This window comes from Desulfobulbus sp. (assembly GCF_031547805.1).
Taxonomy (GTDB): Bacteria; Desulfobacterota; Desulfobulbia; order Desulfobulbales; family Desulfobulbaceae; genus Desulfobulbus.
The window spans coordinates 49954-75607 of the sequence record NZ_JAVBRQ010000033.1; the positions used below are offsets into that span (position 1 = coordinate 49954).

At 56.8% G+C, this 25654-nt stretch carries 20 protein-coding genes; 13 read left to right on the forward strand and 7 right to left on the reverse strand.

What is annotated here, in order from left to right; genetic code table 11:
- Positions 1-37 precede the first annotated feature (37 nt).
- The gene (locus tag RMR13_RS12020) at positions 38-1216 is read left to right on the forward strand and encodes a CoA transferase (RefSeq protein WP_310600867.1); all 1179 of its coding nucleotides are present in this window, start codon (positions 38-40) and stop codon (positions 1214-1216) included.
- 93 nt (positions 1217-1309) lie between these two features.
- Here RMR13_RS12020 and RMR13_RS12025 read toward each other — a convergent pair whose 3' ends face one another.
- The 3 genes from RMR13_RS12025 to RMR13_RS12035 all read right to left on the reverse strand — a co-directional run bounded on the left by RMR13_RS12025 (position 1310) and on the right by RMR13_RS12035 (position 4664).
- Positions 1310-1585, reverse strand: a complete 276-nt coding sequence (locus RMR13_RS12025; RefSeq protein ID WP_310600868.1) for an Lrp/AsnC ligand binding domain-containing protein — start codon at positions 1583-1585, stop codon at positions 1310-1312.
- A 105-nt stretch (positions 1586-1690) separates the two neighbouring features.
- Positions 1691-1885 carry a ferredoxin gene (locus tag RMR13_RS12030; RefSeq protein WP_310600869.1) on the reverse strand — a complete coding sequence of 65 codons (195 nt, stop codon included), beginning with the start codon at positions 1883-1885 and terminating at the stop codon, positions 1691-1693.
- A 103-nt stretch (positions 1886-1988) separates the two neighbouring features.
- Entirely contained in the window at positions 1989-4664 is a 2676-nt protein-coding gene (locus tag RMR13_RS12035; protein ID WP_310600870.1) for a bifunctional acetate--CoA ligase family protein/GNAT family N-acetyltransferase, read from the reverse strand.
- A gap of 327 nt (positions 4665-4991) precedes the next feature.
- Between RMR13_RS12035 and RMR13_RS12040 the strand changes: the two genes are divergently transcribed.
- The 4 genes from RMR13_RS12040 (at position 4992) to amrS (ending at position 9970) form a co-directional block, all read left to right on the forward strand.
- Positions 4992-5354, forward strand: a complete 363-nt coding sequence (locus RMR13_RS12040) for a response regulator (RefSeq protein ID WP_310600871.1) — start codon at positions 4992-4994, stop codon at positions 5352-5354.
- Positions 5355-5514: 160 nt separating this feature from the next.
- On the forward strand, positions 5515-6645 hold the full coding sequence (ald, locus tag RMR13_RS12045) for an alanine dehydrogenase (protein WP_310600872.1): 1131 nt from the start codon (positions 5515-5517) through the stop codon (positions 6643-6645).
- A gap of 799 nt (positions 6646-7444) precedes the next feature.
- Positions 7445-8881 carry a PAS domain S-box protein gene (locus RMR13_RS12050; protein ID WP_310600873.1) on the forward strand — a complete coding sequence of 479 codons (1437 nt, stop codon included), beginning with the start codon at positions 7445-7447 and terminating at the stop codon, positions 8879-8881.
- A 63-nt stretch (positions 8882-8944) separates the two neighbouring features.
- On the forward strand, positions 8945-9970 hold the full coding sequence (gene amrS / locus RMR13_RS12055; RefSeq protein WP_310600874.1) for an AmmeMemoRadiSam system radical SAM enzyme: 1026 nt from the start codon (positions 8945-8947) through the stop codon (positions 9968-9970).
- A 31-nt stretch (positions 9971-10001) separates the two neighbouring features.
- Here amrS and RMR13_RS12060 read toward each other — a convergent pair whose 3' ends face one another.
- The 4 genes from RMR13_RS12060 to RMR13_RS12075 all read right to left on the reverse strand — a co-directional run bounded on the left by RMR13_RS12060 (position 10002) and on the right by RMR13_RS12075 (position 13219).
- Positions 10002-10856, reverse strand: coding sequence for a hypothetical protein (locus RMR13_RS12060; protein WP_310600875.1), 855 nt, complete (start codon positions 10854-10856; stop codon positions 10002-10004).
- The gene (locus RMR13_RS12065) at positions 10853-11662 is read right to left on the reverse strand and encodes a hypothetical protein (protein WP_310600876.1); all 810 of its coding nucleotides are present in this window, start codon (positions 11660-11662) and stop codon (positions 10853-10855) included. Before RMR13_RS12065 ends, RMR13_RS12060 begins: the two co-directional genes overlap by 4 nt.
- Positions 11652-12362, reverse strand: a complete 711-nt coding sequence (locus tag RMR13_RS12070) for an ABC transporter ATP-binding protein (protein ID WP_310600877.1) — start codon at positions 12360-12362, stop codon at positions 11652-11654. Before RMR13_RS12070 ends, RMR13_RS12065 begins: the two co-directional genes overlap by 11 nt.
- A 221-nt stretch (positions 12363-12583) precedes the next feature.
- Positions 12584-13219, reverse strand: coding sequence for a prepilin-type N-terminal cleavage/methylation domain-containing protein (locus RMR13_RS12075; protein WP_310600878.1), 636 nt, complete (start codon positions 13217-13219; stop codon positions 12584-12586).
- Between the two features lie 622 nt (positions 13220-13841).
- Between RMR13_RS12075 and RMR13_RS12080 the strand changes: the two genes are divergently transcribed.
- From RMR13_RS12080 to RMR13_RS12115, 8 genes are all read left to right on the forward strand, one after another.
- Complete coding sequence (locus RMR13_RS12080; RefSeq protein ID WP_310600879.1) at positions 13842-14039, forward strand: hypothetical protein; 198 nt, start codon at positions 13842-13844, stop codon at positions 14037-14039.
- 25 nt (positions 14040-14064) lie between these two features.
- A complete protein-coding gene (locus tag RMR13_RS12085; RefSeq protein WP_310600880.1) occupies positions 14065-15612 on the forward strand; it encodes an ATP-binding protein in 1548 nt (515 codons plus the stop codon).
- A 21-nt stretch (positions 15613-15633) separates the two neighbouring features.
- Complete coding sequence (locus RMR13_RS12090) at positions 15634-17001, forward strand: sigma-54 dependent transcriptional regulator (protein WP_310600881.1); 1368 nt, start codon at positions 15634-15636, stop codon at positions 16999-17001.
- Between the two features lie 528 nt (positions 17002-17529).
- Positions 17530-18027: a GspH/FimT family protein gene (locus tag RMR13_RS12095; protein WP_310600882.1), complete on the forward strand. Its 498-nt coding sequence runs from the start codon at positions 17530-17532 to the stop codon at positions 18025-18027.
- Between the two features lie 9 nt (positions 18028-18036).
- Positions 18037-18774, forward strand: coding sequence for a prepilin-type N-terminal cleavage/methylation domain-containing protein (locus RMR13_RS12100; RefSeq protein WP_310600883.1), 738 nt, complete (start codon positions 18037-18039; stop codon positions 18772-18774).
- A gap of 2 nt (positions 18775-18776) precedes the next feature.
- Positions 18777-19235: a prepilin-type N-terminal cleavage/methylation domain-containing protein gene (locus tag RMR13_RS12105; RefSeq protein WP_310600884.1), complete on the forward strand. Its 459-nt coding sequence runs from the start codon at positions 18777-18779 to the stop codon at positions 19233-19235.
- 19 nt (positions 19236-19254) lie between these two features.
- A complete protein-coding gene (locus RMR13_RS12110) occupies positions 19255-19884 on the forward strand; it encodes a PilX N-terminal domain-containing pilus assembly protein (protein ID WP_310600885.1) in 630 nt (209 codons plus the stop codon).
- A 44-nt stretch (positions 19885-19928) separates the two neighbouring features.
- Positions 19929-25373: a PilC/PilY family type IV pilus protein gene (locus RMR13_RS12115; protein WP_310600886.1), complete on the forward strand. Its 5445-nt coding sequence runs from the start codon at positions 19929-19931 to the stop codon at positions 25371-25373.
- The last annotated feature ends 281 nt before the right edge of the window (positions 25374-25654 follow it).

A 25654-nucleotide genomic window follows, 5' to 3' on the forward strand; every position in this document is an offset into this window, starting at 1 on the left:
AGGGGGGCCGTGGCCCCGCAACCCCTGGGATGTCGTTATGGAGGCTGCGTTTGCCGGTGTCAAGGTGTTGGACGTGTCGCGTCTTTTGCCAGGTCCGTTTTGCTCCATGCTGCTGGCCGATTTCGGGGCCGAGGTCATCAAGATCGAGGATCCCGGAGGCGGCGACTACATTCGGTGGTGGTCGCCGTTTTTAGGGAAGAACAGCGGCTTTCACGCCGTCCTCAACCGCAATAAAAAATCCCTGACCCTGAATCTTAAACATCCGGAAGGCAAACGGATTTTCAAGCGGCTGGCCGAGACGGCCGACGTGGTCCTGGAAGGGTTCCGGCCCGGGGTCATGGATCGGCTGGGTTTGGGATATGAGGTATTGCGGGCGCTCAATCCCCGGCTGATCTACTGCGCCATCACCGGTTACGGCGCCGATGGACCGAGGGCGCTCCGGGCTGGACACGATATCAATTACCTGGCCTTGAACGGCGTGCTTTCCTACAGCGGGCACCAGGGCAACCCGACCCTGTCCGGGGTGCAGGTCGCCGATCTGGGCGGCGGCGCCCTCTATGCGGCCTTTGCCATCGCCACCGCCCTGTTTGCCCGCGAGCGGCTGGGGGAAGGGCAGTACATCGATCTGGCCATGGCCGACGGCGCCCTGACCTGGCACTGCCTGCGTTGGGGCAAATATCTGGCCGACGGCCTCGTGCCCACCCAGGGCGACGATTTTCTCAACCACGGCTTTGCCTGCTACAATCTCTACGCCACCAGGGACGGCCGCACCATGTCGCTGGGAGCACTGGAGCCGCGATTCTGGCAGGTGTTCTGCGCAACCGTGGGCCGGCCCGAGTGGGACACGCCCCGATATTTCGAGCCCGGCCCGCATCAGCGGGATTTGCAAGGCGAGGTGGCGGCGCTGTTTCTCACCAGGGATCTATGCGAATGGACGGAGCTGTTCGCCGGCGCCGATTGCTGCTGCGAACCGGTGCTCAACCTGGACGAGGTTTTGGCCGACGAGCAGACCCGGCAGCGGCAGATGGTGGTGGAGATGATTCATGAAGCCTGGGGCGCCTACCGGCAGCTGGGTATTGCCCCCAAGCTGTCGCGCACACCGGGCACCATTCGCGGGCATGCACCGGAGTTGGGGGAACATACCGCCGGGATTCTGGCGGCAATGGGAATCGATGCCGCCGCGCAGGCGCAGCTGCGGGCCGCCAAGGCAATTTGAAGCGATCTGAACCAAGCCCGGCAGCGGCGCGGCAGGGCGGGTGGGACGGTCAGCGGCTTTCGCGCGCGAGGCGGGGTAAAAGGCGGGGGACGGTCACATCCCCACCGAGAACATGGCCTCCAGGTCGTGGCGGGAGTAGGCCTGGAAGGCGAGCATGGTCTCGGTCTTGGCGATGCCGTCCAGGGCGAGCAGCTGCCGGGTCACCAGGTCGGCCAGGTCGTCGTTGGTCTTGACCCGGATGATGGCGATCAAATCGTATTTGCCGCTCACCGAGTAGACCTCCGAGATCCCGTCGATGGACTGCATGTTTTCGGCAACCTCGTTGATCCGGTTGCGTTCGGCATTGATCAGAATGATTGCTGTAACCATCGTGGCCCCTTCAAGCTCCGATCCGCATGGCGGTCGGAAATCGATATCTTGCGAAAAAAACGGCCGGGTACGGCCACCCGGCCGGAACCGTTTTGCTGCCCAGGCTCATTCCTCGTAGGAGATGCATCCGGCCGGACAGGAGCCGACAGCTTCCTCGATACACTCCTCGTCTCCGCCTTCTTCCAGAAGGACATAGGCCTTGCCCAAATCGATGTCAAAGCCGAAAACATCCGGGCAGATTTCCACGCAGGCCTCGCAGCCCAAACACTCTTCCTGGTCGATTGTCACTTCTTTTGCCATGCTTTTCCTCTTGCAGCGTTAAAAAAACAATCCCCGGCATCGAAAAAAACACCTTGCCGCTATGCTTCGGGCAGGCAAACTCCGGTCAGCCGGTACGATCGGGTCACAACTTCGCGGTTTTCAAGTCAATGGTCAACTTGTATTCCGAAGGATCCTCACCCTGTTTGACGGTGAATCCCAGCTTCTTGCCGAGGGCGAGCATGTGGCGGTTTTCCGCCAGAACCGTGCCCCAGACAATCTCCATGCCGCGCTCCCGCGCTATTTCCAGGCATTGCAGCAGCAGTTTCGCCCCGATGCCCTTACCATGCCAGGGATCGCCGATGAGCACGGAAAACTCGCCGCGCCGGCCGTCGGGTTCGCCGACGATGTTGGAGACGCCGAGCATCCGTTCCGTGCCCTCCTCGTCGTTCAGGGCGACAAAGGCGATTTCCCGGTCGTAATCCACCTGGGTGAAGCGGGCCAGGATCTCGGACGAGAGTGTCTTGACCACGCTGAAAAACCGGTAATAGATGCTGGTGGGGGTGAGCGAGTTGAACAGCTCGACAAACAGCGGCGCGTCCTCGGGCTTGATCGGCCGGATGAACAGCGGCATCTGCATGTCGGTGAGGTCATGCCGTTCCAGGTGTTGGGGGTAGGGGCTGATCACCAGGTGGTGGTTGTTGAGGTTGTTGGTCTGCTCCTCGTTGCGGCGGATGCGGATGCGGGCGTCGACCGCGCAGGGATCGCCGTTTTTGACCAGCACCGGGTTGATGTCCATCTCGACGATTTCGGGGAAGTCGATCACCAGTTGAGAGAGCCGCACCAGCAGCTCTTCCAGTTTTTCCAGGTCGGCCGGCTGGGTGTTGCGATTGCCGTCGAGCAGCGGCATGATGCGGGTGGCTTCCATCATCCGCCGGGCGAGCAGCCGGTTGAGAGGCGGTAGTCCCAGGGCCTTGTCGTCGAGCAGTTCGGCGTAGACGCCGCCCGAGCCGAAGCAGAGGACCGGGCCGAAGTTATCGTCGGTCTTGCTGCCCAGCAGCAGCTCGAAGTCGGCTTCGGCAATAAAGGGCTGGAGCGAGACGCCGGTGATCCGCGCCTCGGGGTTGTGCGCCCTGGCACCGATCATGATCCGGCCGAAAGCCCGGCGGATATCCTCTTCGTTGCGCAGGTCGAGTTGCACGCCGCCCGCGTCCGATTTGTGGCTGATGTCCGGCGATGCTAGTTTCATGGCCACCGGCATGCCCATGTCGACGGCCAGGGCCACCGCCTCGTCGGCCGAAGCCGCCAGCATGGTCGGATTCACCGGGATGCCGTAGGCGGACAGCACCTCCTTGCTCTGGATCTCCGAAAGCAGTTCGGTTTCCTGCTCAAAACACTCGTAAATGGTGCGGAATACCTGGTCCCGGTTGAAATACAGCTCGGGAAGCTTGGGCGGAGCCTGGGAGAGCAGCTCCAGGTTTCGGGTGTACTCCACCATGTAGAGAAAGGCGCGCACCGCCCGCTCCGGGGTCTCGTAGGTGGGAATGTTCGCCTTGTTGAGGATGTCGACCGCCGAGGCGATCTGGCGGCCGCCCATCCAGGCCGCGAAAATCGGTACCCGCTTGCGTAGCGTCAGCTTGACCAGCGAGGCAGCCACCTTCTCCGGGGAGGTCAGGTCCTGGGGGACCATGATGATCAGGATGCCGTCGAACTCCTTGCTGGCCAGGCACAACTCGAACACCGAAGTATACCGCTCCACCGTGGCGTTGCCGAGGATGTCGATGGGATTGCCCCGGCTCCAATAGGACGGCAGGAGCTCGCCCAGCTTGGCTGTGATCTCGTCGCTCAAGGGCGCGGGCTCCAGGCCGTATTCGGCCAGGGTGTCGGCGGCCATCACCCCGGGGCCGCCGCCGTTGGTGATGATCGCCAGCCGCGTGCCCGCCGGGCGGGGCTGCTTGGCCATCAATTCGGCGCAGTCGAACAGGCGGGCCAGCGAGGGCACCCGCACGATGCCGGCCCGCTTGAAGGCCGCGTCGTAGACCGCGTCCTCGCCGGCCATGGCGCCGATATGGGTGGAGGCGGCGCGGGCGCCGATCTTGCTTTTGCCGGCCTTGAGCACGATGATCGGCTTGATCCGCGACACCGCCCGGGCCGCGCTCATGAATTTGCGGGGGTTGGTCAGGTTTTCCATGTAGAGCAGGATGGCCTTGACCGAGCCGTCGTTGCCCAGGTAGTCGATCAAATCGCCGAAATCGACATCCAGCATGGAGCCGATCGAGACGAAATGGCTGAAGCCCATGTTTTCCTCGGCGGCTCGGTCGAGGATCGCCGCGCAGATGGCGCCGCTTTGGGATATCACCGCCAGGTTGCCCTTGGCCGGCATGTCGCCGGCAAAGGTGGCGTTGAGGTTTTTGGCCGGCCGGATGACCCCCATGCAGTTGGGGCCGATGATTCGCATGCCGGAGCCTTCGGCCGCCCCGTGGATCTGCTCCTCGATGAAGGCGCCTTCCTCGCCCAGTTCCTTGCCCCCGGCGGAAATGATAATCACCCCCTGGGTACCGGCCCGCACGCACTGGCGAACGATCTCCGGCGCGGTGGCGATGGGGGTGGCGATGATCGCCATTTCTGGAGGCGACTCCACCTCGGTAATGGTGCGGTAGGATTTCAGTCCCCGGACTGTGTCGTGTTTGGGGTTGACCGGAATGACGGTGCCGCCGTATCCGCCCTGGACGAGATTGTCGATCAAGGCGGCGCCGATGGAACCCTTCCGGTCATTGGCGCCGATTACCGCAATGCTTTTCGGGTCAAAGAATTGTTCCATAGGGCGGTCCTGGTCCTGTCTCGGGTTGATTGCTTCCGGTTACGGGGCGTGCGTCGGTTTGCGCCGGCGGCGGGGTCGACGCCGCTTCACACCTCACCTACTCTTTCTGTCGGCGCTTGACAAGCATTTTGCGGGGAAAATAAACAGGGACGATGCCACAAACGGCTGCTTCGATTTGCAGGCATGAATAAGTAAAAAAACGTACAATTTGCATGCGCGGCGTATAACTTCTTGACGCGGAACTCGTTCTTTGACAAGCTCATTGGAAAGAGCTGTATCGATTGCGTTTGGGCTCCAAGGTTTTGTTCCCTTTCTTACGAGCGATCCGTGCCGAAGAAGATATTGGTGGTCGAAGACGAACAACTTGTCGGACTGATGCTCGCCGAAGAGGTCAGGCGCATGGGGTGCGAGGTCACCGCCGTGGTGAGCTCCGGACAGGCGGCGGTCCGGGCTGTCCGCCACAACCCCCCGGATGCCGTTTTGATGGACATCAGCCTGGCCGGCGTGCTGGACGGCATCGAAACCGCCCGGATCATCAAGAACGGCCAGGATATCCCCATCCTTTTCTTCACCGGCTACCACGACCGACAACTGCTCGACCGGGCTCGCACCGTCTGCCCGGCGGGTATCGTCGACAAGCTCGACTCCCCTGAAAATATCCGCGCGGCAATCTCCTCCCTGCTCCGTTAGCCCGCCACCGGCCTTGGCGCTTGTTTTTTCGCGATGGATCGATCCGGAATTCGGATGGCTCCCATGAAGAATCGCCGGGAATTATTCTGTTTTTTCTGTTACAATGGCCTGACGAAAAACGAACGTTGTTCCGGTCTTCACCACACGAGGGAGTGCGTCCATGATCGTTGGCATACTCAAGGAAATCAAGGCAGAGGAAAATCGCGTCAGCATGACTCCGGACGGGGCCGCGGCCTTGGTGGACCGTGGCCACCGGGTTCTGGTGGAACGCGGCGCCGGGATGGGCAGCGAGTTCGACGACGCCTTGTATGAGCGGGCCGGCGCGGTGATCGTGGACAAGCCGGACGAGGTGTATCGCCACTCCGAGATGGTCCTGCATGTCAAAGAGCCCTTGCCGGCCGAATACGGGATGATTCGGCCAGGGCAGGTGGTGTTCACCTATTTTCATTTCGCCGCCTCGGAGGATCTGGTCAAGGCGATGATGGCGAGCCGGGCGGTGTGCATTGCCTACGAGACGCTCACCGATCGCAGCGGCGGCCTGCCCCTGCTGACTCCGATGAGCGAGATCGCCGGGAGAATGGCGGCCCAGGAGGCGGCCAAGTGCCTGGAACGCAATCAGGGCGGCCGCGGCATTCTCATGGGCGGCGTGCCGGGCGTGGCCCCGGCCCGGGTACTGATTCTCGGCGGTGGCACGGTCGGGGCGGAGGCGGCGCGCATTGCCTGCGGTCTCGGAGCAACGGTACACCTCCTCGACACCAGCCTGCCCCGCCTGCGCCATCTGGCCGAGGTGCTGCCCGGAAACTGCATCCCGATGATGTCCTCGCCGACCACTATCCGCGAACTGGCCCACCAGGCGGATGTGGTCATCGGCGCGGTCCTTCTGCCCGGAGCCAAGGCGCCCAAGTTGATCACCCGCGAACTGTTGGCCGGCATGAAGCGAGGGGCGGTGGTGGTCGATGTCGCCATCGATCAGGGGGGCTGCTGCGAGACGTCGCGGCCGACCACCCATGCCCAGCCGGTGTACGAGGTGGACGGCATCCTGCATTATTGCGTGGCCAACATGCCCGGTGCCGTGCCTCTGACCTCGACCCTGGCCCTGACCAACGCAACCCTGCCCTATGCCCTGACCCTGGCCGACAAGGGGTGGCAACAAGCTGCCCAGGACGATCCCGGCATCGGCGCGGGCATCAACATGGTGGACGGCCGCGTGACCTGCCAGGCCGTTGCCGATGCGTTCGGGCTGCCCTACAGCCCCTTGACCGATCTGCTGCGGCGCGGCGGGATGTCCTGAGCGCGATAATTGCGGCAGGGAAGGTACTCGATCGCTACGCACAACCTTGGTTGGCCGTTTGGGCAACTCGATCAATCTCCTTGAATTCCTTGCACTACCCGCCTGATCGACGGCCGCAAGGCCCGGTTCGCGCCTGATTTTCCCGGTTTGAACGGGTGTTATTGCCGGCAGTTCCTTGCCAGGACCGCCTGCTGAAGTTACGTGCCCACGTCGGGTGTGTCCTGCTAATTTCTCGAAAAATATCCACATGTTGTCGTTTGGTTGATTGACGCGCTGCTTCCGCTCGGCTTGGCGTATCGCAATCATTTATTTTGTCCCATTGTTATCCGACGTATAGCGTACCGCCGGTTGGAGGATGGCCAAAAACTTGGCACGCTCGATGTCGATCAGCGAGATCGGTTCTGGCCGGTGACAAGAATGGTCCATCCCTGCGGCCGATTTTTGGCGAATGCGATCCGGCGTGGAGTGAGATTTTTGAAGTCGATCCGGTGCGGTTTTTGTTGGCTGAGCCCGATGCATACCCTGGCGGAGCGTCGGTGGGCAATCCGCGGTTTTGCCGTCGGCAATGAACCTCCGAAAAGCATGGATCGGAAAGGATGGCAGCCGGTTTGGATGCGGCAGGATTATCGGTTGAGCTGAACGGATCTTTCGATGTATTATTGTAATATTATTAAATAATTTTATCGAAAATTCCTGTTGTTGAAAGTTTTTTTTCTACGTATATTTATGTATTAAAAGATCGGTGCATATCGTTGCCATTGCTGTCGGCAATATCCTGCGGAGGCAAAGGGGGGAGGCGATGCCGGAATTGGAAAAAACAGCAGTGCGTGGCCCGGATGAGCGCGAGCGGTTGATAGGGGAGTTGCGGTCGCACCGGATCGAACTGGAAAAGCAGAACGAGGAGTTGCGACTGGCTCGGGCCGAAGTCGAGGCCGGGTTGCAGAAATATTATGAGTTGTACGATTGCGCTCCGATCGGCTACTGCACCGTCGATGCCGAGGGAATGATCCGGGAGAGCAATCTGGCCGGCGCGCTGTTGCTCGGGGTGGATCGGGTTCGGCTGCTCGGCGGCAAGGTCGGCGATTTCGTCACCGAGACCTCTCGCGACGGCCTGGTACGTTTTCTGGAGCGATCGTTTTCCCCCGACAACAAGGCGGTCGGCGAAATCAGGGTGCCGGACGGCGAGGGCAGCGAGCGCTATCTCTACCTGGAAGGTTCTTCCTTCGAGACCGTCATCGGCGAACGGCATTGCCGCATCGCCATGATGGATATCACCACCTCCCGTCAGAACAGTATCGAGCTGGAGCATTACCGCTATCACCTGGAAGAGCTGGTCCAGCAGCGCACCTGCGAGTTGGAGGCGGCCAATACCCTGCTGCGCGAGCAGGCCGAGAACATGAACTCGATCTATCAGGCCCTCGACAGCATCGGCCTGATTGTCTGCCATTTGGAGGAGGACGATGCCCGGATCGATATTTTCAGCGCCGGCGCGGAAAAACTCTTCGGCTACAATCAAAAGGAAGTGATCGGCCGGTCGCTGCGTTTGATTGTGCCGCCAGAAGGCAAGGCGGCGATGGCCGATCAGGTTGGGCGGCTCCGCCGGGGAGTGGCGATGCAGTCTTCCGACATGACCCTGACTCGGCGTTCCGGCGTCCGTTTCCCGGCGGTGGCCTCCATTCATCCCTTTGCCCGGCACGCCGGCCGGTTCACCAGGGCGGTGGGGGCGTTTCGCGATATCTCCGAACTCATGCTGATCCACGAAAAGCTGCAGTCGATGAACGATGAGCTGGAGTTGCGGGTCAAGGAACGGACGGCCGAGCTCCACGAGTCCAATGTGGCGCTCAAGGTGCTGCTGAACAAGCGGGAGGAGGACAAAGTGACGCTTTCCGGGCAGATCCTCGCCAACAGTGCCAAGCTGGTCGAGCCCTATCTGGAGCGTTTGCTGTCCAGCGGCTTGAACGAGCAGCAGCGGATGCTGGTGGAAATTCTTCGGGCCAATATCGAGGAGTTGACCGTGCCCTTTGCCAACGCGATCTCTTCCAAGTTGAGCCGGTTGACGCCCGCCGAGATCCAGGTGGCCAACCTGGTGAAACTGGGCAAGCGCACCAAGGAAATTGCCGAAATCATGCGACTGTCACCGGGCACGATCAGCATTCATCGGAAAAATATCAGGAGAAAGCTCGAACTGACCCACAAAAAAACCAATCTGCAGACCATGCTCTCAACCACTTCCTGAAACCCGGTTTGCCGGCCGGGCGGGAAGGGCATGAGAAGAGACGGGGACCATGGGGAGGTGCGTATGCACGAAGCGCTTTTCTACCGGCGGCTCGAGGGCGGCCAAGTGGCCTGCGGCCTTTGCGCCCATCGTTGCCGGATCGATGTGGGCAGGCGAGGGCTGTGCGGAGTCCGCGAGAACCGGGACGGCCGCCTGGTCAGCCTGGTCTACGGCAAATTGGTGGCCCGGAACATCGATCCCATCGAAAAGAAACCGATGTTCCATTTTCTTCCCGGCAGCCGTTCCTATTCGATCGCCACCGTGGGCTGCAACTTTCGCTGCCGCCATTGCCAGAACGACCGGATCGCCCAATATCCCCACGCCCATGACGGCGCCATTCCCGGAACAGCGACGACACCCGGCGAGGTGGTGGTCGAGGCCCTGCGGACAGGTTGCGCCTCCATCAGCTATACCTATGTCGAACCCACGATTTTCTTCGAGTTTGCCTACGACTGCGCCCGCCTGGCCAGGGAGCGGGGGATTGGCAACGTGTTTGTCAGCAACGGCTACATGACGGCCGAGGCAATCCGTTACCTGGCGCCAATACTGGATGGGATTAACATCGACCTGAAGGCGTTCGCCGACGGGTTCTACCGCAAGATCTGCGGGGCCAGGCTAGCGCCGGTGTTGGAGAGTATCCGGCTGTTCCACGAACTCGGGGTGCTGGTCGAGGTCACCACCCTGATCATTCCCGGCCTCAACGATAGCGAAGAGGAGCTGCGTGCCATTGCCTGCTTTCTGAAAAGCGTGTCCGGGGATATCCCCTGGCATGTCACCGGCTTTCATCCCGCATCTCTCATGCTCGACCGTCCGCCGACTCCGGCCACAACAATCAATAAAGCCCGCGCCATAGGCATGGAGGCAGGCTTGCGCTTTGTCTATTCGGGCAATGTGGCCGCTGCCGGCGGCGAAGATACCCATTGCCGGGCCTGTGGCTTGACGCTCATCCGCCGTCAGGGCTTCAGGAGTCAATGGGCGGGGTTGAAAGAAGGTCGCTGCTCCGGTTGCGGTGCATCTATTTTCGGGGCGTGGGGCGATTTGCCGCGTTGATTGTATGTGGTTGCGTAAGGAAAACCGGCGGTCAGGGATGAGACAACGGTGCCGAAGGTTTTGTCTTCGCGAGGTAGGGCCGTTTCAGGCCCACGTTGGGTGGGTTCCAGGTCAGTACGAACGCGTCGCCGAAGGTGGGCAGGGCAGGAAGGAATCCGGGAACCAGTTCATCGAGCGAGCCTGGATAGCGATGGTGGTCTGTGTAAAAATCGTTGACCGCTTTCTGCACCTTGAGTGCCTGTCTGAACATCTCCATTTCTTTATAACATCGTTTTTTTATCCTTTCGTCATCGGTAGTTCGCACCATGACTTGAAGGGAGATGATCGCCGCGTGCAGTTGACCGCCTTGGGCGGTGAGAATCGCGGCCAAGCGGCTGAACATCGGCGGCGCTTCCGGCAAAAGACTAGCCTGTCGGAACACCTCGGCGGCTTCGAGCGGTTTGTCCAGGTAGCGAAAGAGGTTGAATCCTTGAAAAAAAGGATAAATCAAGTCAGTAGGGTAAGCCTTCTTGGCCGTTATTAAGATATCGTTGGTTGCTTGCGCCATCTCCGGACTCACATTGGACAGGTTGGCCTGGGCAAAATAGTAAGGATCAATGAACTGGGGATAGAGAGTAGTAATCTGCTGGTAATTATGCGCCAGCGCCGGGGCATAGGTGTTGGGGTCGGTTCCGGCTTCAACACCGCCAAGAAAGACCGAGGATTGGACGAATAAAATTTCGCTCGTCAATTGACGGAGGTAGCCGGTGGTGGCGCGCAGGAATGAGGCGGTCGGTATCGGCTGTAAATTGACGGGCCGATCTAGGAATAGTTTCTCCTGGGCAAGAAAAACCAGACTATAAGCCACCATCAGGACAACAAGCGGTAGATGGCGAATCGTCTTCATTGTAAATCCCTCCGTTGATAGACCAAGGCGGCGGCCCAAAGCACTATTACCAGATACAGCACCAGTATACCCAGATCGGTGGTGAGTCCTTGGACAACATTGATCGTGCTTTCGCTGGTGATCAGCTCCTTGAAATCAAACCGGCTGAAATCGGGAAACAGGGCGGTCATCCCTTGCAGCAGGGTCGGCAGAATTGAAGGCAGGTCCGGCCGGTTGGCGAAGCTGGCTCTGACCACCGGCAGACCGGTGCAGATGAAAGCGTAGGAAACCGTCAGTAGCAGCACCGGAAAGCCTCCTCGGACCAGTCCGGAAAAGAGCATGATGATCGCCAGAATCATCAACTCAATACAAAACAATCCTCCCCAGGAAAGAGCGTAGTGAAGCGGGGAAAGATGCTGGAAGTAGACTGAAGAGAGAGAGCTTTTGATCAGGAGCAAAACCCCATAGCCAAGCAGGCCCAAGGCAAAATTCAGCAACAGCAGCAAGACCGCCAGGCCGAGAAAAATGCCCAACACATATTGGGTGCGGGAAATGGGCCGGGCCAGGAAGGTGTGGATGGTCCGCCGTTCCTCGTCCCAAGCCATGACCTGCACGGCATGGAACAGGAGGAAAAGCAAACCGGTCAGCCAGCCGACCGAGAGGATGAAATCCCCCGAGGCCCTGCCGATATCCCTGGGAATGAAATCAAAAAACACCAGTCCGCCGGCCTCCAGGCCAAAAGAAAGGAAAACAAGTCCGATTAAGGCGTGACGCCGCAGGCCGTCAAGGCACACCAGTCGGGCAAGTGCACAAATTTTACGCATCATGCTGGCCGTCCTTCATGGAGTTGATGAGATAGAGAAAGGCTGCCTCGATGGTATCTGCCTGCTGTTGGATCAACAGTTCGTGCGGCGGACCGGCAAAGAGGGTTTTGCCTTTATGGAGGACGAGCAATTTGTCCACCAGCCGGTCCACATCGCCCAAGATATGGGAACAGAAGAGGATGGTTTTGCCTTCATTTTTGAGTCGTTGAATCAGGTCGATGATCTGTCCTCGGCCAATGGGGTCGAGGCCACTCATCGGTTCGTCGAGAATCAAGAGTTGCGGGTCATTCAACAGAGCCAGGACAAAGTTGGCCCGTTGCTGCATGCCCTTGGAATAGGTGCACAGCCGTTTGTGGCGGGCTTCCCACAACCCAAGAGTGTTCAGCAGGGATGCGCTGCGCTCTTTCCAGACCTCGGCGGTCATGTCGCAGGTGGCGGCGGTGAAGCGAATCAAGTCAAGGATAGTGAGGTTAGCGGGAAAGGAAGCCGTCTCCGGCAAATAGCCGATACGATTGCGTAGCCCCAAGTCTGTGACCGGTTGGCCAAAGAGGGTGATCGTCCCGGTGTCGGGGCGAATGAAGTCCATGAGTAAACGAATGGTGGTAGACTTGCCCGCACCGTTGGCCCCGATCAGACCTAAGGTTTCACACTCCGGGAGCGCGAAGGAAACATCCTGTAGGGCGAAAGACTCCTTCTTGAACAATTCCTTATTGTAGCACTTGGTGATGGTGTCGAAGCGAATCATAGATAAAAGAAAGAGAGGTTTGTTTGAAGAATTGCAAGGTTACAGTCATGCCAAATATGCTGTTCTTACCATGAGGAAAAAGTATAGCTTAACGTTGGAAAAAACACCAAAAAACGCGACCCCGAAGAAGAGGTCGCGTTTTTTTGAAGATTGTTGCGGATCAGATCGAGATGGTAAGGTTATTTAACCTGCCACGCCTTCCCTCCAGGGCCATTTTCGCCAGCAAAAACATCCTTAGTCGGGTCGGGCTCTGGTACATCAGCGTCCTCTAAGGCCAGGGTGGGCGCTTCTTCACGCAAAATTTGATAGATCGCTTCAGAATGGCTGTCTTGACCAAAATAGGTGTTGCCGTTCAAATGTTTGGAGACCATGGTAAACACATTCGCACGCGGGGTGGCCGTATCGACCTCCGGAACGCTAGCAGCAAGGTGTACGCCGTTGCTCACGCCGATTTTCATGCCTGCAGGTTCCGCACCAGTGGTACCCGGCGTAATACTGATTGCGCAGGTTGTTGCTGCAGGATTCGGTCCTACACAAATCTCACCAGCACCGCCCGCCCGGCCAGTAGCCCAAACGATGGGCGTGGCAACTGTTTGGTCTGAGTCAGTGGAGGCAAAAGATTGAATATCCGTGAACAGGCCGGCCTCTGCTGTGGCCAGATTGCGGATGTCGCTGACTGCGGCGGAGTTGAAGCCGCGAATACGATAAGCCGCGAACTGCGGGATGGCGATGGCCGCCAGGATACCGATGATGGCGACAACGATCATCAACTCGACCAGGGTGAAACCTTTTGCATTCCGTACGATGTTCTTCATTGTGTTTTTTCCTCCAGGGAAATGAGTTATGGGGTACAGCTTTGTTTATGTTGTTGCCCCGTTATTCCATGAACCATGCCAGAATGAGATTTGATACGGGCGTTTTTATTTTTTATTGTTAAAACAATATATTGTAATTGAGTTTTGTTTTTGGGCACTCATTTCGAGTTTTAAAAAACAGGCTTATGACTGGCAAACGATGACAACTTGAGCAAGGCGGCTGACATTTTTTGTCATTAATCGCTGGCGGCGTGGGCTTGATTGAGGTGGCAAACAGGGGTGGTGCGAGGTATGTTTGATGCAATTCTGCTGTTATTTTGCTGGATTAGTTGATTGGCACTTCGTGCTCCACGGACAGGAAAAGAACTGGCATGATCGGATGAAGGATGCACATATCCAGTCCATTTCCATTCAGGCCATGCCATTTCCATTTCAAAACACGGTATATTTTTCGGTCATTTCGACGAGCGTAGCGAGCGCCGGTTGGCAATCTAACACGTTGAAACAGCATCTTTGTAAGAGATTTTTCCTCTCTGCGTTCGTCGGAATGACCAGCAGGGAACCTTCGGGACATTGATAATGCAGGCCATGTTGTCATCTCGAACGAAGTGAGAGCTCTCGTTTGATCAACCGGCTTGCCGATGACACCGAGCGTAAAGAACACCGCGATTGCAGGCGAACGAGCCTGGCTGAAGTTCGCTGGCAATCAGATTTGGAAATGGAAGAAGAAAGAGCAAAAGGCAAGAATTGGCAAAAAACGGCTGCAACGATGACCGCGCTTGTGGGGAAGCTCGGCTTTCCGTGGAGTGGCGTGAAGTGACGTGATGCCTCAAGGGGGCTTCCCAGTGAAACGAATCAAACTTGCCATGGGTTGTTCGCTGCTGCTCCTAGTCGGGGTGAGCATGGGAGTGACGAATTTTGTCATTTTACCGTTCTGGGCCAGCGATGTCCTGGTTCGTGAGGGTCGGTCGCTGCAACGTTTTCTTGCCGCCGTTTCCCTTTCTGCCAGTGAACATGTTTCCCAATTGCCGCCTCCTGCGGTGCAATCGTTTCTAAGCGATAATCCGGAAGGCTGTATCTATTGGCAGGGAACGTTCTACCCGCACCAGCCGACCGATCACGCACCCTGCCGGCAAGAGCTGCCAGCGCTGCTCATGGCGGCGGAACAGACCAAAACCATGCAAACCTCCCGCACCGCCATCACCTTGTTGGACCTGATCGAAACTGAATACCTCTATGTCGCCTTGCCCGATACCCCATTTGGTGTCGTGGCCGCTGGCCTTCCGCTGGCCCAGGCACTTCGCTCGCTCTGGGCCAAGGAACAGGTGATCGCGGTCTACCTGGTGTTCAATGCGCTCATCCTGGCCGCCCTGGCTTTTTTTCGTTTCATGCGGGCCTATGTGCTGCCGATCGATCGGATGGTTGAATCCGTTGAAAATTACCAGGGCGACGGCCTGCAGGCCTTGCTTGCCGAAAAATCGGCCAATGAGCTGGGGCAACTGTCCCGTTCCATCGAGGCCATGGTTCAGCGGATTGAGGCGGATAAGGAAAAATTGACCCGGGCCGTGGGGGAGCTGGCAGCCAACAATACCTTGCTGCAAAACAATCAACGGGAGATGATTCGGACGGAAAAGCTGGCTTCGGTGGGTCGGTTGGCCGCCGGTCTTGCCCATGAGATAGGCAATCCGCTCAGTGTGGCGCAGGGATACGTGCAACTGCTCGGCATGGGCCAGTGTTCGGAGCAGGAGCGCGACGAATACATTGGCAAGACCTTGCAGGAACTAAAACGAATGGACACGCTGATTCGCCGGTTATTGGATTATGCCCGATCCGGCCGAGGCATGGCCACGCGATTCGATGTGCATGACGTGCATGCCGTGCTTGCCGGAATTGTCGAGGACCTTGCGGGCCAACCCTTTCTCAAGGGAATACGGCTCGAATGCGACTTGCGCGCCCAATATCGTGACGTGGTTGCGGATACCGAGCAACTGCGGCAGGTCATCTTGAATTGCGTGCTGAATGCGGTCGACGCCATCGATGCCGCCGGTCGCCGGGCCGCCGGCCGGATAATCGTTGCCACGGCGCAAGGGATAGGCACGGACAACGACCGGCCCTCACTGTGCATCACCATTGCCGATAATGGCACGGGTATACCGGATTTGCTGCTCCAGGCAGTGTTCGATCCCTTTTTTACCACCAAGGAACCAGGGGCCGGCACCGGTCTGGGGCTCTCCGTGTCGTTGACTCTGGTTGAATCGATGGGGGGACGGATGGAGGTGCACAGTCGAGACGGCGAAGGCACCACGATGCGGATCATCCTTCCCCTGGCGGCTGGGGAGGATGCGACCCGGGCGGACAACATTCAGAGAACGATGGAATCCGCGTCGCAATAGCGTCTATATAATATAGGAGCCATGGTGCAAACAATTCTGGTGATCGACGACGAAGCCAACATGCGGCATTTGTTGAGCGCTTTGCTGACCAAGCAGGGATACAAGGTCGATGTCGCGGGCAATGGGGCCGAGGGACTCGATTGGATGAACCGGGGGCAATACGATTTTGTCCTTTGCGACTTGAGAATGCCGGTCATGGATGGCATGGCGTTTCTGGAGCGGGTGCGAAGCAAGGGTTGGGGCGCCACGATGATCATGATGTCTGCCTATGGGACCATCGATCAAGCGATCGAAACGGTCAAGCAGGGGGCGTATGACTACATCTCCAAGCCTTTCAAGCTCGAGGAAATCCTGCTGGTGCTGCGCAAGGCTGAGGAACGCGAACGGTTGCGTCAAGAAAACAAGCAGTTGAAGGAGAGGATCGAGGCCATTGACAGCCAGCGGGCTTTTGGCGGCATGGTGGGCAAGAGCAAGGCAATGCAAGAGATCTTTCGGCTGGCCGAGAAGGTGGCGCGGCACAGCACCACGGTCCTGATCACAGGCGAATCCGGGACCGGCAAGGAGCTGGTGGCCAAGGGAATCCATGCGGTGGGCAAGGGGAGCGAGGCGCCGTTTGTGGCGGTCAATTGTGGTTCCATCCCCGAAACGCTCTTGGAAAGCGAGTTTTTTGGCTATGCCAAGGGGGCCTTTACCGGAGCCGAGCGCGACAAGAAGGGCCTGTTCGAAGAGGCGCATCATGGCACCCTCTTTCTCGATGAAATCGGTGAGTTGCCGCTCGATCTCCAGGTGAAGCTGCTGCGGGTCTTGCAAGAGGGGGAAGTGAGAAGGGTGGGCGAGGGCAAAAGCCGGAAGGTGGAGGTGCGGGTGCTGGCGGCAACGAACAAAGAGCTGTCCGACTTGGTCGGCCAAGGCGAGTTCCGAGAAGATCTCTACTATCGTTTGAACGTGCTCAACATTCATATTCCGCCGTTGCGGCAGCGGATGGAAGACATGCCGAGCCTGTGCCGTTTCATGGTCCACAAATGCACGGCTCGTTTGGGGGGCGACATTCAGGAGATTTCTCCGGCAGCCATGGAGCTGCTGATGCGGCACGACTGGCCGGGCAATGTCCGTGAATTGGAAAACGTCCTGGAAAGGGCGCTCATTCTCGCGGATAAGCAAACCATCCTGCCGCAGCATCTGCCGGAACAACTGGGAGGGCGGCAGGAACGACGGCGGATCGACGATGTCCTGGGAACCTATTCGTTGAAAAAGGCCAAAATTATTATGGAAAAACAGTTAATCGGCCGGGCAATGGAGGCGACAAAGGGCAACAAAAGCAAGGCGGCGCAGTTACTGGAACTGAGCTATCCCGCCTTACTGGCAAAGCTGAAAGAGTATGAATGTTAAGAAATATTACAATTGAAGGTCTCGGGTGGAAAATAAGTTTATAATGCGATGGTATTTTGAAGCGGGCCGAAGAAAGCGTCATTCTGTCACCGTTCTGTAATTTGCAGTAATATCGATATAAAAAAATGAAAACATTTTTTGGACTGTTTTTTGCTATGATGCATGAGAAAGCCGTGTCCTGGGAAATGACGGCGTTTGAATTCCGCGCTTGCCTTGGTTCTAAAAAATATCGATAATGTTTTAAGATTGTTGCACTACGCAACAATGCTCTGACTACCGGCCGGCTCTTTGCTTTTTCTCTATCGCCTCTTGCGCGAGACCGGGCCGGTGCAGAAAAATCCGGTTCGTCGGTTTGTCGAATCTGCGGCCCAGGCCGGATTGAAGAGGAAAGCGTGGCGTTGTATACCATGCCTTCGACGGACGATGGAGAAGCATGTGGAAGTGAAAAACGATTCGATCTTGTGCGCAAAGTTGAAACGAACTCTGGGGGCAATCGTTCTCATGTACAACAGGAGTGCTGGAAGCATCATGAAGCATCATCGAAAAGTCAAAATGATGCCATCGGGATTTACTTTGGTTGAATTGATGACGGTCATTGCCATACTCGCCATACTCGCCGCCGTAGCCCTCCCCTTGCTCTTTTCCGCGCTGCCCAATTATCGGCTACGGGCCGCCGCAAGGGAACTGATGATAGATTTCAAGAAGGCCAAGGTCGAAGCCATCAAGCGGAACAAGAATGTGCTCATCCAGTTCACCCCCGTTGTCGGCGCGGGACCTGGCGGTTCATACGAACTCTGTGTTGACAGCGACAACAACGGTGCCTGCGATGCCGGTGAGGCCATTGCGAACATTAGCATGCCCAAGGATGTCCGCCTGACCGAAACCAATTTTACCAGCAACAAGGCCGGCTATAATTCGCGTGGTCTGCCATGGAACAATCAAATAGGACGCGTCACCATGAGCACGGTCGACGGCAAGAGGACATACCTGATTTCCCTGTCTATGGCCGGCGCTGTCAGCATGTAGCGTGATGCCATGACCTTTAATTCAACGAGCAACCTTTCGATGGCAATGGCGAACCAGATCAGCACGGATAAGTTGAGGAAGCAGGGAGGGTTTACCCTGGTCGAATTGTTGATCGCCATGGCTGTCGGCGGTGTGGTGATGGCAGCAGTCATGACGTCCTTCATGTCACAGCACGAAACGTATCTTGCCCAGGACGAAGTCGTGGAAATGCAGCAGAACACGCGGGTCGCCCTGGATATGCTGAGCCGCGACATCCGCTCCATCGGCTACGATCCCGTCCGATTGGGGGCCGGTCTCACCACCACCGGAATTCATGATGACAACGGTACGGCCGCCACCCTGGCCTTCACCCGGGACGATGGCACGGGCAAGCTGGAAACAATCGAGTACTCCCTGATCGACGCCTTTGCCTCTGCTTCCCCGCCACGGAATGACGGCAGAGTGGACGATTTGGCGCGCGAGGAAACAAAGGCCGGTAAACCCAGCAGCGGCAGGCAACCTGTCGCGGAAAACGTTAGCCTGCTTGAATTTCGCTACCTCGATGCGAGTGGCTATCCGACTTCCAAGACGAACAACGTACACGCTATCCAGGTTTCGATGATGGTGCAAGCTGCCAATCCGGCAACCAAATCGCCGCCGGCGCAGCAGACCTACACCACTCCTTCCGGGGCTGTCTGGACATCGGATAACAGCTATCGGAGCATGTTTCTCACAACGACCATTCATTGCAGAAATCTTGGGTTCTAATCATGAAAGCATCTCCTTCCATGCCAGCGATCGCTTCGCAACAAGGTTTTACGTTGATAGAGGTGCTTATCGCCATTGCGATATTGACCATCGGCATTTTGGCCGCCGGTACCATGCAGCTCAGCGCGCTTCGCGGGAATTTCCAGGCAAAGCAATTGCAGATGTCGGTTGTGTGGGGAAGCGACCGCCTGGAGGAATTCATGGGCAAGGCCTATGACGACGCTCAGTTGAAGGAAAAAAAATCTGAACCAGAAGTGATAGCCGGGTTGAACTACACGGATGTCGGAGTCGAATCTGCCGATTACCACGAAACCGTTGGCCAAAGTTCCACCGTGTTTTGGAATGTGGCGGAAAATTATCCGATTTTCGGCTGCAAAACGATCCGGGTGATTGTCCGCCACAACGACCAGGGAATCGTAAAAACGATCTCCATGGATTTTATCAAATTAAAACCTATTTGATCGCGACCGAGCCAATATTATGCAGCAAAATACAACGCTTTCCGCAACCACGAACAACGAAAAGGGATTCGTCCTCGTCGGTGCCTTGCTGATTCTGACCTTGCTGGTACTTATCGGCGTTTCGGCTACCACCAGTTCGATGCTTGAATTGCAGGTGTCCGGAGCGGAACGTATCCATTCGGAAACCTTTTTTCAAGCCGACTCGGGAATCCAAGTCGCCGTCCGTCTCATTGAGGAAAATTTGGCGGTCACAAGCGGTTTCACCAGCTTTTCCTCCAGTGACATTTTAAAGGACCCGGATGCCGTCGCCAACAACACCATCGTCATCGCTACCAAGACGTTGAGCAGCAACGGAGACGACCGGATGCCGACCAACACCGACCGCGACATCGGCTATTACCCGAACGGATTCGATCCGGTGACCGCAACCACCGACCTGCGAACCAATATCACGGTCTCCGGCTTCACAGACTCCGTGGAGGGATTTTCCATGGGCATGGGCATGGGATACGAGGGCACCGGTCGACGTGAAAGCGGCAAGATCGTCTACACTATACACTCCCAGCACATCGGAAAATCGCAGAGCGAGACCAATATCGAGGCCAGGTGGAGGCATATGATTGGGCTTGAACTGGAAGGCCGGTTGTAACGATTGAAATTGTTTACGGATGCAAGCCTGTTAAAGGAGAAAGGATGAAAACTGCACGAATCTTGCTTCAAACAATGGCCGCTTTGGGCCTGGCTGCCGCGGGCCTGTTGCCGGTTTGGTCGTTGGCCGAAGTAACCAACTCGACCAACAGCAATTTTGCCAGCGTGCCCATGAATCTCACCAGCAATGACGCCACCCCGCTGGTGATGCTCAACATGTCGCGCGACCATCAGTTGCACTACAAGGCTTATACCGATTACGCGGACCTGAATGGAGACGGCGTGCCGGAAACGACCTACACCGACAACATCGAATACTACGGCTATTTCGATACCAAGAAATGCTACGACTACAGTACCGGCAACAACCGTTTTGTCCCGGCGACGCTCGCCACCGGAACGAACAGCCACTACTGTAGCGGCAAATGGAGCGGCAACTTTCTCAACTGGGCAAGCATGACCCGGATGGACGTGGTGCGGAAGCTGCTCTACGGAGGCAAGCGCTCCACCGATACCAGCACTTTGACCGTGCTCGAGCGCCAATTTCTGCCCATGGACGCCCATGCCTTTGCTAAGTATTACGACGGCAGCGATGTCAGCGACTTGACACCCTTTACCAATATCAACCTGACGCCGGCGGTGGGTAGCGGAAAGACCGTAACGACTAGTAATAATATTACTAAGGAGACTCCCTTAGCCGTACCCAACAATGCCGCCGCCAATATAAAGTTCAAGACCTCCACACTTGCACTTCAGATCGGCGACCAGGTTAAGATGGAAGCTGCCTGTGGCTGGATGATCGGTGGCGTGTCAACTATCGAGAGTACCGGTATAACCATTGCTGTTCCCAAGGGCAGTTCGGCGAGAAATACTTCTCAATCCTGTCTGGATTGGACTGTGACGAATCTGAGCCAGACCGGCATTTCCTTCTGTAATCTGACCACCAGCACCGGTGGCAATCTTTCCCAAACTAATACCGGCCCACCGTTGCTCCGGGTTGCCAAAGGCAATTATGCGCTCTGGAACGCCAACGAAGGGAAGCAGTGTTATTGGTACGATGAGAATAAAGTCCCCGTTAACGGCAATCAGGCGGCATTCTCCGGCATCAACGCCAGCTCGGCCAATCCTTCTCGATCCTATGGTCTGGGGACCGGCAGCGCACAGGGAGAATACATCGTTCGGGTCGAGGTGGGCAAGGCGGGCCTGTTCGGGGAGGAAAAACTCAAGAAATATGGCACCTCCACCTATAAGCCCATCGGCCTGTTGCAGACGTACGGCGATACGGACCAGCTTAGATTCGGCCTGATGACCGGTTCCTACAGCAGAAACGTTTCCGGCGGCGTGCTCCGCAAAAATGTCAGCAGTTTTACCAATGAAGTCAATCCCAACGACGGCACCTTCGTGGCCAACGCCAAGGGTATTGTGCACAATCTGGATCGATTGCGCATGAATAACTACAACTACAGCAGCGGAAATTATCTCTCCAACGACTTCTGCAACTATCAGCAGGTTGGCTTTGAGATACCAAAGGAAAAGGATGTAAACTATAGCACGTCAGAACAGGGTACGCTTGCCCAGCAAGGAAAATGCAGTTCCTGGGGCAATCCGATGTCGGAGATTTATCTCGAATCCCTGCGCTATCTCGCCGGTAAAAAGGAAAATGCGGAGGACAAGGATCTTAACGGAAGGGACTGGGCTTATAGCTACAAGAATTTGCTCAACTCAGCCCGGGACAGAGACAGCCCCTTGGGCCTGACCCTGGCCACCTGGGAAGACCCTCTTTCGTCGGCTAATTACTGTGCTCCGATTAATGTCATCAATTTCAATGCCAGTGTCTCCGGATACGATGACGATCAAATGTCTAAATCATCGGAGATATCGCCTTCGCAGACGGTCCAGGCGTTGACCAATGCGGTGGGCGTGGGGGAATCCCTTAATGCAGCGGGGGCACAGTGGTTCATCGGCAGTAACGGCACCACCACCGACAGTTTATGCAGTGGCAAGCCGATCGGGGCGGGATTCGGCGCTTTCGCCGGCCTGTGTCCCGAGGCACCGACCCAGAAAGGCACTTACCTGATGGCCGGACTGGCCTATTACGCCAACACTCATCGCATCCGCAACGACCTGCCAATACACCCCTCCAGGCAGAATTCGCGGGACCTCATGGTCAATACCTTTGGCGTCGCATTGGCGACCAATGTCCCCAAGATAGAGGTTAACGTGAACGGTAAAAAGGTCACCATCCTGCCGGCCTACCGGCTTGACAGGAGTTCCGCAGGAAATGGCCCTTTTGGCGGCGGCACCCTGGTCGATTTTAAAATCATCGAGCAGACTCCCACTTATGGGAAATATTATGCCAACTGGGAAGATAGCGAGATGGGGGGCGACTATGACCAGGACATGTGGGGCATCATCGAATATACGGTGGACCTAGACACGAATGAAGTTACCGTCACCACCGCCGCGATTGCCGAGTCCACTGGCGCGGGCCAAGGATTTGGCTATGTCATCAGCGGTACGAACAAGGATGGAGCGCACTTTCATTCCGGCATCGAACTATTCGACTTTACATACACGCTACCAAATGGGACGAAGGAGGTAGAATGCACCAACTGCCAAGTGGGCGCTGCGCCGACATCCCGGACGTATAAGGCCACGGGATCCTCGGCGGGCCTGCTCAACGATCCTCTCTGGTATGCGGCCAAATGGGGCGGATTCATCGACAGCAACAACGACGGGATCCCCCAGCCGGAGGAGTGGGACAAAACCAACAACCGGACCGGGGAGCCGGGCAGCGATGGTCTGCCGGATAACTATTTTTACGCTTCCAACCCCTTACAGCTTGAAAATTCGCTCAACCGGGTTTTTTTGGACATTCTCAAACGCGCCTCCTCGGGCACGGCTGCGGCGGTGGTTTCCAATAACGTCAACGGAGTGGGGGCTTTGTACCAGGCCTTCTACGAGCCGGCACGCCAGGACAGCAATGACCATAAAGTCGAGTGGATCGGCACGGTGCAGGCTCTTTGGATGGACAGCTACGGCTACATGCGCGAGGACAATGGCGACGGCAAGCTGGATGGATACCTGACGGATCCGAGGGTTGAATTTTTTTACGACGACTCCGCCAACCGCACCAAGATCAAACGGTTCGTCAGCACCAAGGACGACAAATACACGCCGCATTACATGCAGGGTAAGGTAACCGCCTACAATGACGTGAGTGGCAGCCTCACCTTCACGGTTGAGGAAATGAGCGGCACTGCGGGTAATGTCTTCGGCAATTGGACGGTGTACAATCTGAGCAATGGCAAGATTGATACCAGTGCGTCGCTCGCGACCATGGGTAACGCCACTGTCACAACTGTCACGGTCACGCCGGCAATGAGTTGGTTCAATGTCGGCGATACGATCAGAATCGCCCATGACGAGTTCGTGCTCGATGCCTTGGAGAATCTCCACACCTTGTGGAATGCCCGAAAACGGTTGAGTCAGATCGTCACGCCCGAAACGCAAAGGGCCTTTGCCGATCCGGCCAGCAGTGGACGGTTCATCAAGACCTGGATCGATACCAACGGCAACAATGTGGTGGATTCGGGAGAATTTGTCAGTTTTGAACGGGGGACGTGGGGCAATGCTGTATACGGTTATTTTGACCTGGCCACAACCGCCGATGTGAATAATGTCATCGACTATATCCGGGGTAAGGAGATCAGCGGCTTTCGCAACAGAACCATCGATTACGACGGCGACGGACTGACCGAAGTGATTCGTCTGGGAGACATCGTCAATTCGACGCCGACCGTCGCCAGTCCGCCCCAAGGGGGGAACGATCTCTTGTACAAAGATACGTCCTATGCCGTTTTTAAGAACAAGTATGCCAAGAGGCGGCAGGTGATTTACGCCGGCAGCAACGACGGCCTACTCCATGCGTTCAACGGCGGATTCTACGATTCGTCAACCAATTCGTATTTGATCAATGGCACCGACCATAAGGGGATTGCCGCCACAGCCCACCCGCTGGGATCGGAAATATGGGCATATGCTCCCATGAACCTCCTGCCTCATCTCAAGTGGCTCACAAAGGCCGACTACCAGCATGTCTATTATGTGGATGGCAAGCCCAAGCTTTTTGATGCCAAAATTTTTACGAATGATGATGACCACCCCGAAGGATGGGGTACGGTGCTGGTTGTGGGCATGCGGTTTGGAGGTGGACCGATAACCGTGGACACCAAGGCCGATGGCTTGGCGGCCGATCCAACCCCGGAGGATAACCGGGAGTTCCGGTCCGCCTATATCGTCATGGATGTCACCAATCCTGAAGCAGAGCCTAGGCTTTTGGGGGAGATCCAGGTTCCCGACAGAACCTATAGCACCTCCTATCCAGCTGTTTTCATGATTAAGGATAAAAATGTCGCCTACGATGCCAATAAGTGGTTTCTTGCCTTTGGTTCGGGACCCAATGACCTGCACTTGGCGAAAAACAGCAACAGCGCAAAGCTGTTCATCTTTGATCTCGGTGAGTTGGCTCAACCGGGCTCCAGCGACAACGGTACGCTCCCCACTGACTGCGCCAGGGTGCCGGTCGCAGCCGGCAGCTCGATGTATATTCTTTCTTGCGATACAAAGGTCCCGGCGAGCTTGACCGGCGATCCGGTGGCCGTTGATTGGAACCTCGACTACAAGGCGGACAGTATCTACTTCGGTACAGCTGGCGATGCCATGGCCACCAGTGGTCGGCTGATGCGCATGGACATCAACAATCAGAGCATGTCGAGCAACTGGTCGGCTCCCACCACGCTCATTGAAACCTCCCAACCGGTGCTAGTGCCTCCGCTGGCATCTTTGGACTCGGCCAAGCAAAAATGGGTCTTTTTCGGGACCGGGCGCTTTTTCGTGTCCGCCGATCAATCTAGCACCGCCACCCAATCGATTTACGGAGTGATCGACAAGGGGACCCCGGTGCAAAAAAACAATCTGCTCAACGTGAGCAATGCGCAGGTGGGAACCGATGGCTCCGTCTCCGGTGTCGACGCCATTTCGGCCTTCAAGACTTTGGAAGAAGCCAATAAGGGGTGGTATGTGGACCTTCCTCCCATTCAGGGAATAGCCGGCACGGTTCCTTCGACCCGGGTGATGACTCCCCAGGTGTTGGCCGGAGGCGTCCTGTTCACTACCGCCTATCAACCAAGTCTCGATGAATGCACTGGGGAAGGAAGCAGCCGGCTGTATGGCTTGTATTACAGAACCGGTACTGCCCATCCGTCTGCGATTTTGGGTACGATCATAGTCAATGGCAAAGAGGTCGCTCGTTCCTTCGTGGAGTTGGGGCCAGGGTTTGCCTCAATGCCCTCGCTGCATAGTGGGGCGGAGGCAACCGGCAACGCTGTCTCCATCTTTACTCAGCAGTCCACAGGCACGATTGGACGCAACGAAGGCAAGACCGTCTACAACCTTCGCAGCGGAATGGAGGCGTGGAAGGAAAACTGAAGCAACCGATATCGGCAAGATTAGCGAAAGCGCAATCGACCTGACGATGCGGTGAAACGATCAACAAAAAAACAAACCCACCTCCGAGATGGTCCGATGGCACTGACCGGCAGGTGGGTTTCGTATTTTTGAGTTTTATGCGCCTTCCATTCATGGGAGCGATTGTTTTCATCATTTTCCCTGATTATTTCCATGAGTTTTTTTTCTTGACTTCCGATGCTCTTCTGAATAAATAACGGCAAAGACTGAATGCTGGTTCAGTCTTTGCGTGTCGGATCGAA

Coding starts and splice junctions, on each gene's coding strand:
- RMR13_RS12020 (WP_310600867.1), top strand. CDS start 38: ATGGAGGCTGCGTTTGCCGGTGTCAAGGTGTTGGACGTGTCGCGTCTT.
- RMR13_RS12025 (WP_310600868.1), bottom strand. CDS start 1,585: ATGGTTACAGCAATCATTCTGATCAATGCCGAACGCAACCGGATCAAC.
- RMR13_RS12030 (WP_310600869.1), bottom strand. CDS start 1,885: ATGGCAAAAGAAGTGACAATCGACCAGGAAGAGTGTTTGGGCTGCGAG.
- RMR13_RS12035 (WP_310600870.1), bottom strand. CDS start 4,664: ATGGAACAATTCTTTGACCCGAAAAGCATTGCGGTAATCGGCGCCAAT.
- ald (WP_310600872.1), top strand. CDS start 5,515: ATGATCGTTGGCATACTCAAGGAAATCAAGGCAGAGGAAAATCGCGTC.
- RMR13_RS12050 (WP_310600873.1), top strand. CDS start 7,445: ATGCCGGAATTGGAAAAAACAGCAGTGCGTGGCCCGGATGAGCGCGAG.
- amrS (WP_310600874.1), top strand. CDS start 8,945: ATGCACGAAGCGCTTTTCTACCGGCGGCTCGAGGGCGGCCAAGTGGCC.
- RMR13_RS12060 (WP_310600875.1), bottom strand. CDS start 10,856: ATGAAGACGATTCGCCATCTACCGCTTGTTGTCCTGATGGTGGCTTAT.
- RMR13_RS12065 (WP_310600876.1), bottom strand. CDS start 11,662: ATGATGCGTAAAATTTGTGCACTTGCCCGACTGGTGTGCCTTGACGGC.
- RMR13_RS12075 (WP_310600878.1), bottom strand. CDS start 13,219: ATGAAGAACATCGTACGGAATGCAAAAGGTTTCACCCTGGTCGAGTTG.
- RMR13_RS12090 (WP_310600881.1), top strand. CDS start 15,634: ATGGTGCAAACAATTCTGGTGATCGACGACGAAGCCAACATGCGGCAT.
- RMR13_RS12095 (WP_310600882.1), top strand. CDS start 17,530: ATGAAGCATCATCGAAAAGTCAAAATGATGCCATCGGGATTTACTTTG.
- RMR13_RS12100 (WP_310600883.1), top strand. CDS start 18,037: ATGACCTTTAATTCAACGAGCAACCTTTCGATGGCAATGGCGAACCAG.
- RMR13_RS12105 (WP_310600884.1), top strand. CDS start 18,777: ATGAAAGCATCTCCTTCCATGCCAGCGATCGCTTCGCAACAAGGTTTT.
- RMR13_RS12110 (WP_310600885.1), top strand. CDS start 19,255: ATGCAGCAAAATACAACGCTTTCCGCAACCACGAACAACGAAAAGGGA.
- RMR13_RS12115 (WP_310600886.1), top strand. CDS start 19,929: ATGAAAACTGCACGAATCTTGCTTCAAACAATGGCCGCTTTGGGCCTG.